The organism is Stenotrophomonas sp. PS02297, from assembly GCF_029959705.1.
Classification (GTDB): domain Bacteria; phylum Pseudomonadota; class Gammaproteobacteria; order Xanthomonadales; family Xanthomonadaceae; genus Stenotrophomonas; species Stenotrophomonas nitritireducens.
Window position 1 is genome coordinate 1 of the sequence record NZ_JASCOS010000122.1, and the last position, 10,526, is coordinate 10,526.

The 10,526-nt window shown below is 69.3% G+C and carries 7 protein-coding genes; 2 read left to right on the forward strand and 5 right to left on the reverse strand.

The annotated features are described in order from the left end of the window. The first annotated feature begins 148 nt into the window (after positions 1 to 148). Positions 149 to 730 (forward strand): O-acetyl-ADP-ribose deacetylase, encoded by a 582-nt coding sequence (locus QMX80_RS16365; RefSeq protein ID WP_282278205.1) that lies wholly within the window; start codon positions 149 to 151, stop codon positions 728 to 730. Between the two features lie 646 nt (positions 731 to 1,376). Here the strand turns inward: QMX80_RS16365 and QMX80_RS16370 are convergent. The 4 genes from QMX80_RS16370 to QMX80_RS16385 form a co-directional block, all read right to left on the reverse strand. Beyond that, on the reverse strand, positions 1,377 to 2,381 hold the full coding sequence (locus QMX80_RS16370) for a class I fructose-bisphosphate aldolase (RefSeq protein ID WP_055771518.1): 1,005 nt from the start codon (positions 2,379 to 2,381) through the stop codon (positions 1,377 to 1,379). 214 nt (positions 2,382 to 2,595) lie between these two features. Beyond that, positions 2,596 to 5,085: a serine/threonine-protein kinase gene (locus tag QMX80_RS16375; RefSeq protein WP_282278206.1), complete on the reverse strand. Its 2,490-nt coding sequence runs from the start codon at positions 5,083 to 5,085 to the stop codon at positions 2,596 to 2,598. Then, on the reverse strand, positions 5,082 to 5,603 hold the full coding sequence (locus QMX80_RS16380; RefSeq protein WP_273082528.1) for an ECF-type sigma factor: 522 nt from the start codon (positions 5,601 to 5,603) through the stop codon (positions 5,082 to 5,084). Before QMX80_RS16380 ends, QMX80_RS16375 begins: the two co-directional genes overlap by 4 nt. Positions 5,604 to 5,716: 113 nt before the next feature. Further along, entirely contained in the window at positions 5,717 to 6,283 is a 567-nt protein-coding gene (locus tag QMX80_RS16385; RefSeq protein ID WP_282278208.1) for a hypothetical protein, read from the reverse strand. Positions 6,284 to 6,675: 392 nt separating this feature from the next. On the opposite strand from QMX80_RS16385, the gene QMX80_RS16390 reads away from it, so the two are divergent. Further along, the gene (locus QMX80_RS16390) at positions 6,676 to 8,220 is read left to right on the forward strand and encodes a YadA-like family protein (protein ID WP_282278210.1); all 1,545 of its coding nucleotides are present in this window, start codon (positions 6,676 to 6,678) and stop codon (positions 8,218 to 8,220) included. Positions 8,221 to 8,657: 437 nt separating this feature from the next. Here the strand turns inward: QMX80_RS16390 and pyk are convergent, their stop codons facing one another. Beyond that, entirely contained in the window at positions 8,658 to 10,124 is a 1,467-nt protein-coding gene (pyk, locus tag QMX80_RS16395) for a pyruvate kinase (protein ID WP_055771530.1), read from the reverse strand. Positions 10,125 to 10,526: the final 402 nt, after the last annotated feature.

Below are 10,526 nucleotides of genomic sequence, written 5' to 3' on the forward strand. Positions count from 1 at the left end.
GGCACGAAGGCCGCCCCGCGCGGCCTTCGTGCTGTCCGGCCGCCTGTCGCAACGGCCGAGACGCCCCCGCCTCAGACTTTGCCGCGGGCGGACGCAAGCCGTGCATCCGTCACGTTTTGCTCATATAGGGAAAGGGAAGATCGCGGGCATGAACATCGACATCTGGCAGGGCGACATCACCGGCCTGGACGTGGACGCCATCGTCAACGCGGCCAACGAGAGCCTGCTCGGCGGCGGCGGCGTCGACGGGGCGATCCACCGCGCTGCCGGCCCCGGGCTGCTGGCCGAATGCGAGCGCCTGCCGGAACTGCGACCGGGCGTGCGCTGCCCCACCGGCGAGGTCCGCGCCACCGCCGGCCACGCGCTGCCGGCACGGCATGTCTTCCACACCGTCGGCCCGGTCTGGCACGGCGGCCAGCGCGACGAGGCCGCGCTGCTGGCCAACTGCTACTGGCAATCCCTGCGCCTGGCCGAACAGATGCAGCTGCAATCGATCGCCTTCCCGGCCATCAGCTGCGGCGTCTACGGCTATCCGATGCACCAGGCCGCCGTCATTGCCGTCACCGAGACCGTCACCTGGCAGAAAAGCCATGCGCGTCCGGTACGCATCGTTCTGGTGGCCTACAACACCGCCACCTTCAAGGCTTACCAGCAGGCGCTGGCCGTCGCCGGGCAGGCCAGTGCGGCGACGCCGGCCATCGACGACCCGCTGCCCTCCTTCGCACGCTAGCCTTTCTCCAGAAGCGCCTCGCGCAATTACCCGACGCGGCGGGCAGCGGCTTCCTGTAGAGCGGGGCAGCGCCCCGCTGGGGCATTACCGCGAAAGCCCCCGCCGGGCGTTGCCCGGCGCTACAGAGCCTCGCGTTTCCGTGTAGAGCGGGGCAGCGCCCCGCTGAAGCATTACCGCGAAAGCCCCCGCCGGGCGTTGCCCGGCGCTGCAGAACCTCGCGTTTCCGTGTAGAGCGGGGCAGCGCCCCGCTGGAGCATTACCGCGAAAGCCCCCGCCGGGCGCTGCCCGGCGCTACAAAGCCTCACGCTTCCCTGTAGAGCGGGGCAGCGCCCCGCTGGGGCATTACCGCGAAAGACCTCGCCGGGCGCTGCCCGGCGCTACAGAGCCTCGCGTTTCCGTGTAGAGCGGGGCAACGCCCCGCTGGGGCATTACCGCGAAAGCCCCGCCGGGCGTTGCCCGGCGCTACAGAACCTCACGTTTCCCCGTAGAGCGGGGCAACGCCCCGCTGGGGCATTACCGCAAACGCCTCCGGGCGTCGCCCTATACCGCGGGGCGCGGCGGACCAGGCCCAGGCTTTCGACCTGCCCGGAAACAGAAACGCCGGCGCAAGGCCGGCGTTTCCATATCCATCACGGGCAGGCCGCGATCAGCCTTCCCACTTGCCCAGCGCGGCCATGCCGTTTTCCCTGGCGCGCTCGAACACGGTCTTCTGCGCGGCGTCGTAATTGCCCTTCATGTCCTGGGCCCACAGCTTCAGCGCGGCCTGCTGCATCGCGCGGCCGTAGGAGAAGCTCAGCGGCCACGGCAGCTTGTCGAGCTGGTTCATCGCGTTCAGGTGCGCGGTGGACTGCTCGTCGCTCTGCCCGCCGGACAGGAACACCACGCCCGGCAGGATCGCCGGCACGGTGCTCTTCAGGCACATCACGGTGGCTTCGGCCACTTCCTCGACGTCGGCCTGCTCGTCGCAGTCCTTGCCGGAGATGACCATCGAAGCCTTCAGGATGGTGCCTTCCAGCAGCACGTTCTGCTGGTACAGCGCGTCGAACAGCGAGCGCAGGGTGGCTTCGGTGACTTCGTAGCAGGTCTCGATGTCATGGTCGCCGTCCATGATCACTTCCGGCTCGACCATCGGCACCAGGCCGCATTCCTGGCACAGCGCCGCATAACGGGCCAGCGCATGGGCGTTGGATTCGATGCAGGTCCCCGACGGGATGCTCTCGCCGATGTTGATGACCGCGCGCCACTTGGCGAAGCGTGCGCCGAGCCGGTAGTACTCCTGCAGGCGCTCGCGCAGGCCGTCCAGGCCTTCGGTGACCAGCTCGCCCGGGCAACCGGCCAGCGGGTGCGCGCCCTTGTCGACCTTGATGCCCGGAATCATGCCGTGGTCGGCCATGTACTTGGCGAACGGCACGCCGTCCCTGGTCGACTGGCGGATGGTCTCGTCGTACAGGATCGCGCCGGAGATGTGCTCGTTGAGCTTGGGCGTGGTCAGCAGCAGCTCGCGGTAGGCACGGCGGTTCTCTTCCGTGTTCTCGATGCCAACGCTTGCGAAGCGCTTGGCGATCGTGCCGGTGGATTCGTCAATGGCGATGATGCCCTTGCCCGGGGCGACCATGGCCTGGGCGGTTTCAGCCAGCAGTTCGATGCTCATGAAATTCCTGTGACGGGGTGCGGGAAAAACCGGATTATAGCCCGTGGCCGTCATGGGCCGGCCGCAAGGATGGCCTGCAAACGTTTCCAGCTTGTCCGCAACGGACAAGAAGCCGCCAGGAACGGTCCTGGCGTTGACCATCGATGGCCCGAAGGAATGCCGGCAACAGCATCCGCTTGCACCGGTCTCGCTGCCCGGCGACGAAGCGCCTGCCTCAACGCAATCCCGCGCGCAGCGCCGCGGCTTCCTTGCCGATCACCGCACCGGCCGGTCCCAGCGCGGCGACCAGGCCATCGAGCGCATCCAGGTCGTTGCGCGCGCCGCCGTGATCGCCCGCGCCCAGCCGCAAACGCGCACGCAGCAGCAGGCCGCCGGCATGCAGCGGCCCGCGCGTATCGCCCTGCTGCTCGGCCAGATGGAACTGCGTCTGCAGCAGGGTCGTCGCCTCGACCACGTTTCCCTGCCGCGCCAGCAGTTCGGCCAGGCGCAGCCGCGTTCCCATCGCCACCCGGCTGCCTTCGCCGCCCAGGCGCGTGCCCATGTCCAGCGCCTGTTCGAGATCAACGCGCGCGTCGTCCAGCCGCCCTTGCTTCAGCTCCAGCGTGCCCAGGTTGCTGAGCAGCGCGGCCAGGTGCGGCGACTGCGGATTGGCCCGCCGGTAGATTTCCGCCGCGCGGCGGAACGACTGCTCGGCCACTGCCAGGTCGCCCAGCTGCACCGACGCAACCGCGGCATTGTTGAGCGCGCCGAGTGCGTCGCTGGTGGATTGCAGCTGCAACCGCTCGAACATCGCCCATGCGGACTGCGCCGTCTCCCGCGCCCGCGCCGCATCGCCCATGCCCATGTAGGCGGCCGCCAGGTCGGCGGTGCGCGCGGCGACGATACGATCCGGACCGCCGTCCAACAACGCGCGACGCGCGGCGATGGCCTGTTCCAGCACCTGCGCCGCCACGTCCGGATGGCCATCGGCCCGCTCCAGGTTGGCCTGCAGCGACGCGCTTTCCTGCAGGTCCACCATGTGCCGGGCCGGATCGCGCTTCCAGTACCCCAGCGCCTCGTCCAGCAGCGCGCGTGCACCGGCATTGTCGCCATTGAAGTAACGCACCACGCCCAGCCCGTATTGCGCGGCGGCGCGCTGGCCGGGGAAACCCTCGATGCCCGGCCATGCCAGCGCCTGCTCGTACAGTACCTGCGCTGCTTTCAGGTCGCCCAGGCGTTGCGACAGGTCGGCGGTGGTGACTGCCAGGTGGATGCCGGTGGCCGGGTCGCCACGGTAGCTGTCGGCGAGGCGGCGCGCACCGTCGCCCAGCACATCGGACGCGGTCGCCCGCTCGCCATCGATGCGGTCGCCGGCATCGCGGAACAGCATGGCGAAATAGTCGCCGATGGCCGCATTGCGGCGCGCTTCGGCCAAAGCCGCGTCGCGCTGCACGCGCGCCTGTCGCAACTGCCAGGTGGTGCCGGCCAGGCCTGCCAGCATCGCCAGCGCGGCCAGCCCCGCCATCGCCACGCTCCAGCGGTTGCGCCGCACGAACCGGCGCGCGCGATACGCGAAGGTATCGCCCATCACCGATACCGTGCGCCCCTGCAGGAAACGCTGCAGATCGTCGGAGAGCGCCTGCACGCTGGCATATCGCCGCTCCGGCTCCTTGGCCAGCGCGGTCTGCACGATGCGGCCGAGATCGCCGCGCACGAAGCGACGGAACGCCGCCCCGGTGGTCCGCCGGCTGGCGATGCGCGCAGCCATTTCCTCGGGCCTGCCGGAGGACAGCACCGTCTCCATCCGCGCCGGCATGCCGGTGGTGATGGCCTGCGCCGCCGCCTGCAGGTTGGCCGGATCGAAGCGCCAGGGACGCTCGCCACACAGCAGTTCGTACAGCACCACGCCCAGCGCGTGCACGTCGGTAGCGACGCTCACCGGCTGCCCGAGGACCTGCTCGGGTGCGGCGTATTCGGGGGTGAAACCGGCATGGGAACCGGTGCGGGTGGTGCCTGCGTCCACATCCAGGCGCTTGGCCACGCCGAAGTCCAGCACCCTGGCATGGCCTTCGCCATCGACCAGCAGGTTGGCCGGCTTGAGATCGCGGTGCACGACCAGGTGCGCATGCGCGTGCTGCACGGCAGCGCACACCTGCCGCAACAGTTCCACGCGTTGGCGCAGGTCCAGGCGCTGCGTGTCGGCATGGTGCAGCAGGTCGCCGCCATCCACGTATTCCAGCGCGAACCAGGGGCGCGCCTGCGCATCGATGCCATGGTCGATCAACGCCGGGATGCCCGGATGCGACAACCGCGCCAGGATGCCGCGTTCCTCCAGGAAGCGCCGCGCATGCACGGTGCCGGTCCAGTGCGGCTGCAGGCGCTTGATCGCCGCGCGCTGGCCGCTGTCGTCCTCGCGCCGCGCTTCATAGACGCAGCCCATGCCGCCATGGCCGAGCATCCGCAGCAGGCGCCATGGCCCGAGCTGCTGGCCGGATTCATCCACCGGCGCATGTGGCGGCAGGCGGCCATCGAGCATGTCGGCCGCCGGCGCATCCAGCGGCCCCCGCTCGTCCACCGCCGCCAACATCCGCGCCAGTTCGGCGGCGAGTGCCGGCTCCTGCCCTGCAAGGCTCGCCAGCAGGAGCGTGCGCTGCCGCGCATCGCCATCGAGCGCGCGTTCGAACAACGCCGACAGTTGCTGCCAGCGCTCCTTTTCCGTGCTCATGTCGGCGCTCCCAGACGCGCATGCAACCAGGCACGCGCGCGTTGCCAGTCGCGGTAGACGGTGCGTTCACTGCAGCCGCGCAGGGCGGCGATCTCGGAAAACTCCATGCCGCCGTAGAAATGGCACTCCACCAGTTCCACCAGGCGCGGGTCCAGCTGCTCCAGCGCCTGCATGCCCGACTCCAGGTCCAGCGCGTCGGTGTCGGTGGCAGCGCCGGACAGGCCGGTGTGCAGGGTGATCCGCTCCAGCCCGCCACCGCGCTTCTGCGCCTGGCGGTCGCGCAGGTAGTTGGCGATCACCTGGCGCATGGCCTTGCCGGCCAGCGCCATGAACTGCCCGCGACCGGCCACGGACGCGACCTTGCCATCCAGCTTGAGGAAGGTTTCGTGCAGCAGGGCCACGGTATCCAGCGCGGTATGCCGCGCGCGGCCCAGCCGGCGATGCGCCAGCCGCTGCAGTTCGTCGTACAGCTCGCAGAATGCCGCGCGCGCGGCGACGTCCCCTGCCGGATCGCCCATCCCTTCGCCCTCCCCGTCCTGCCGGCGATCTTCCATTGCTCCCCGGTCGCCGGCAAGGAGGGCGGGTCAGGCTGCCCCTGTCCGCCCGCCAGATGCCCGCCGGCCGATGCCGCCTATGGCGTGCCGTCCATCGACCAATGGATGCCGATCTCCCCCACGAGCAGATCCTTGCCGATACCGGGCCATTGGGCATCATCGCTGCGGAAGCTGCTGTCGCCCACCGGTACCGCATCGCCATCGGCGCCCTCGCGCGCGACCAGCGTCACCGCGCGGAACCGGCTGGCGCCTGGCGGGTTGCCGAGCCTGCCGTCGTGCCAGTCCTCGACCGTGCCGCCGTAATCCCAGTCCAGCCCGAAGAAGCTGATCGACGCACCGTTCAGCGCCACCAGTTCCGCCAACGGCATGCCGACGCGCAGGCCGCTGGCCTCATGCCACAGCGACTCCGCATCGGACACGCTCACGCCGGTGACCGCCGCGTCCGCGCGGTCGGCGTCCAGGTCCAGTACCAGGCGCTTGCGCGCATCGTCCGGAAACAGCACCAGCACCGGATACTCGCCCTCGCCTTCCGGCCCATAGCGGGTTTCCGCACGCAGGTTTTCCTTGCCGAAACGCGCCTCCCATTGCGCGCGGGTGCCGGGGGTATCAGGAAGCTCCCAGCTGTCGACGACAGGAGCGGCCACCGTCGCATCCGCGGCTCCGGTGGTCCCGGCAGATTCGGTGGGCACCCCTTCCGGTGCGGATGCCACAGGGGGTGGCGTGGGTGAGCAGGCGGCCAGCACCGCGACGAAAAGCGGCAGCGACAGAAGACAGGGCTTGTACATGCGTCGGCTCCGGCAGGTGGATGCCGGCACGATAGCCGAAAGCCGTCGCCGGTAAACCCGTTCCCACGGACGTGGTCACTGCCTCCAGGAAAGCCGGACGGCAGTGGTGCGTCGTCCCGTGGCAAGGCACGGACTCACGCCGGCTGTCAGCCGGCTGCCGCTTTCCGTGTTCTCCGCAGTGGTGGCAATGAAGCCCCGCCCGACCGGAGAACGTCATGTACATCCGCAAGCCACGCATTTCCCGCTGTCCCGTGCTTTCACTGCTGGCGCTCGCGCTGGCCTCGTCCGTCGCGCTGCCGGCGCTGGCCGCAGACCCGGCATGCCTGGTGTGGAATCCAGCGACTCAGAGCTGGGTCGCCAATCCAGCGCTCGACACCAACCAAGGCACTGAAAGCGGCGTCGAGAACACCACATGCTCCGCAAGTGCCACGACTTCCGGATATCAGAACAATGCCAGCGGCAGCGGCAACGCCTATGGCTGGAGAAACTTCGTTGCAGGCACAGGCAGCAGTGCCTTCGGCAGCAGCAATTCCGCCAGTGGTCCTTTCAGCAATGCATTCGGCTACGTCAACATCGCCACCGGCACCGCCAGCAACGCCTTCGGCTACAAGAACGACGCCAGCGGCAATATGGGCAGTGCTTTCGGCTACATGGGCGAGGCTTCGGGCACGGGCAGCATCGTCATGTCCGGGTGGTATGACCTCAACGGCGACGGCGTCTGGAATCCCGGCGAGACCAGCACCGCCAGTGGCGCCGGCTCGGTCGCGGTCGGCGCCGCCGTCTCCGCCAGCGGCGAAGCCGCCAGCGCAGTGGGGGTGGGCAGCAAAGCCAGCGCTGATTACGGCACTGCAATCGGCGGGTTCAATACCGCCAACGGCATGCTCAGCAGCGCCGTGGGCTACACCAACACCGCCAATGGCTGGGGCAGCAGCGCCTTCGGCGCCTTCAACGTCGCCAACGCCCAATACAGCAGCGCTTTCGGCTACGCATCGCATGCCGACAACATCGGCAGCACCGCCATCGGCTACATGGCCGTTGCCGACCGCGACTACGCCGTGGCCGTGGGGCGTACCGGCGGCGAGCAACAGATCATCCATCTGGCAGACGGCACCCAGGCCACCGATGCGGTGAACCTTCGCCAGCTGCAGGCAGGCAACGCCGGCGCCCTGGCCGCCGCCAACGCCTACACCGATGCGAAGGTGGCGTCCGCCGCCGGTACCGCGGCGGACGTGGCGCTGGATGCGGCCAAGTCTTATGCCGATGCCGGCGATGCAGCAACGCTGGCCTCGGCCAATGCCTATACCGACGCCCAGGTGGCTTCCGTCGCCGGCGCGGCCTTGGGCGGGGCGAAGGATTACACCGATGTCCGCGAAGCCGCCGTCCGCGAGGACATGGCCGCCGGCGATGCCGCCACGCTGGCCACGTCGAAGTCCTACACCGACACCAGTGCCACCCAGACGCTGGCCTCCTCCAGGACCTACACCGACCAGAAATTCGCAGCCTGGAACGACCAGTTCACCCAGTTCCGCAGCGACGTGGACCGCCGCCTGGGCCACATGGATGCGCGTATCGACCGCATGGGCGCGATGGGGGGCGCCATGGCCGCCGCCGCACTCAACACTGCCGGCCTGCCGGGACAGAACCGGGTGGGCGTGGGTGTCGGCATGCAGGGCGGACGCTCCGCACTGGCGGTGGGCTACCAGCGGATCGTTGCCCCCAACGCCAGCGTGTCGTTGAGCGGCGCGTTCTCCGGCAGTGAGAGGGGCGTTTCCGCCGGCGCGGGTTTCAGCTGGTAGCGGAGGCCGGCGTCGACAGCGCACGGCAACCGCCGGAGCCGGTCGCAGGTTGCTGCGTGGGGTTGTCCATGCGCCGGCCCCGAGCGGTCCCGAAGCCGGTTGCGTCCTGGGTTTCCCGGTGTGGCGGGCGGCACCGACAGGGAAGTCGCCGGGGGTGGGCAACCACCCCCGTTTCCGTGGTTGTTCGCCGACTACCGGGGAAGCCAGCAAATCCCTCCATGGAGCGGGACAGCGCCCCGCTGAGTCGTTACCGGCGATGCCCCGCTCGCGACTGACCTCGTTCCTGCAAGAAGCGGTTCTGCGCGGGCATGGACACGGGCCTCATGATCGAACCGCCGCGGGGCAAGCCCCGCCCTACAGACCCGGTCATGCCGCGAATCACGGCGCATTGCCCGACCAACGGCCGGGCACCACCGCCTTCCGGGGCCAAGCCGGACTTACAGCTCGCCCAGTCCGCTGGCGCGGCCGTCGTTGCCGACCTCGAGCAGGCGCAGGGTGTTGGTGGCGCCATGGGTTTCCATGTGCTCGCCGCTGGTGAACACCACGCGGTCGCCGACCTGCAGCAGGCCGGCCTCGACCAGCAGGCGGATGCTGCCGCGCGCGGCTTCGCGCGGGGTGAAGCCGCGGCTGTCGAAGTTGATCGGGAACACATCGCGCATCAGCGCCATCTGCCGGCGCGCGCCGTCGTGGCGGGTCACCGCGAACACCGGCGCCTTGGCGCGGAAGCGCGACAGGTAGCGCGCAGTGCCGCCGGATTCGGTCATCGCCACGATCGCGCGCACGCCCACGTGCTGGGACAGGAACATCGTGGCCATGGCGATGGCCTGGTCGGCGCGCTCCAGGTTGCGCGGCGATGCGTTGAAATCGGTATCGATCTGGAACTGGCGCTCGGCGCCGAGGCAGATGCGCGCCATCGCCTCGACCGCCTTGACCGGATAGGCGCCGGCCGCGGTTTCGGCCGACAGCATCACCGCGTCGGTACCGTCGATGACCGAGTTGGCCACGTCCAGCACCTCGGCGCGGGTCGGGATCGGGCTTTCGACCATCGACTGCAGCATCTGCGTGGCGGTGATCACCACCTTGTTCTGCGCCAGCGCGGCCTTGATGATCTTCTTCTGCAGGCCCGGCAGTTCGGCATCGCCGATCTCCACGCCCAGGTCGCCGCGCGCGACCATCACCACGTCGCTGGCCTCGACGATCTCCTCCAGGTTCTCGATCGCCTCGGTGCGCTCGATCTTGGACACCAGCGCCGCGTCGCAGCCATGCTGCTGGGCGATGGCCCGCGCATCGTTCATGTCCTGCGCGTTGCGGCAGAACGAGACGGCGATGAAGTCCACGCCGATCTTCGCCACGATGCCGATCAGCTCCTTGTCGCGCTCGGTCAGCGCGCCCAGCGAGAGGCCGCCACCCTGCTTGTTCAGGCCCTTGCGGTCGGACAGCACGCCATCGTTGAGCACCGTGTTGATGATGCGCTCGCCCTGCACCTCCACGACCTGCAACTGCATCAGGCCATCGTCCAGCAACAGGACATCGCCCGGGCCCACGTCCTGCGGCAGGCCGAGGTAGCTCACGCCCACCTGGCTGGCGTCGCCGGGGGCCGCGTCGGCGCTGGCGATCAGGTCGAAGCGGTCGCCGGCCTTGAGCTGCACCTTGCCGCCGGCGAAGCGCTCGATGCGGATCTTCGGACCCGGCAGGTCGGCCAGGATGCCCACTTCCACGCCGACGCGGTTGGCCGCGGCGCGTACTTCAGCCGCACGCTTGGCCTGGCCGGACGGATCGCCATGGGAGAAGTTCAGCCGCACCACGTTGACGCCCGCGCGGAACAGATCGTCGAGCACGCCCGGCGCATCGGTGGCCGGTCCGAGGGTGGCGAGGATCTTGGTGCGGCGCTGGCGTTCGATCATGGTGCGAAAACTCCCGGAAAGACCGCCGAAATTAGCATATCCAGTGCATGACAACGATGTCGCATACGATTTCAGAAGAGACTTTCCGCACTGTCCCGCAGACAGGGCGGACAGCCTGTCCGGACAATGCCGCACAGCCATCCGACCCTGTCCTGCGACGGCGCGACCCATGGACAGGCGCCGGCATCGACCCGCCTTCGCGGGACAGGCCGAAAGCCAGCCGGGACATCGCCCTGTCTTGCAGCACCGGGCAGCGCCCGGCGGAGGACTTCCCGGTAGAGCTACAGCGGGGCGTTGCCCCGCTCTACCGAACCTGCAGCCCGCGCCGCCTTGTAGCGCCGGGCAACGCCCGGCGGAGGACTTCCCGGCAGAGCCGCAGCGGGGCGTTGTCCCGCTCTACCG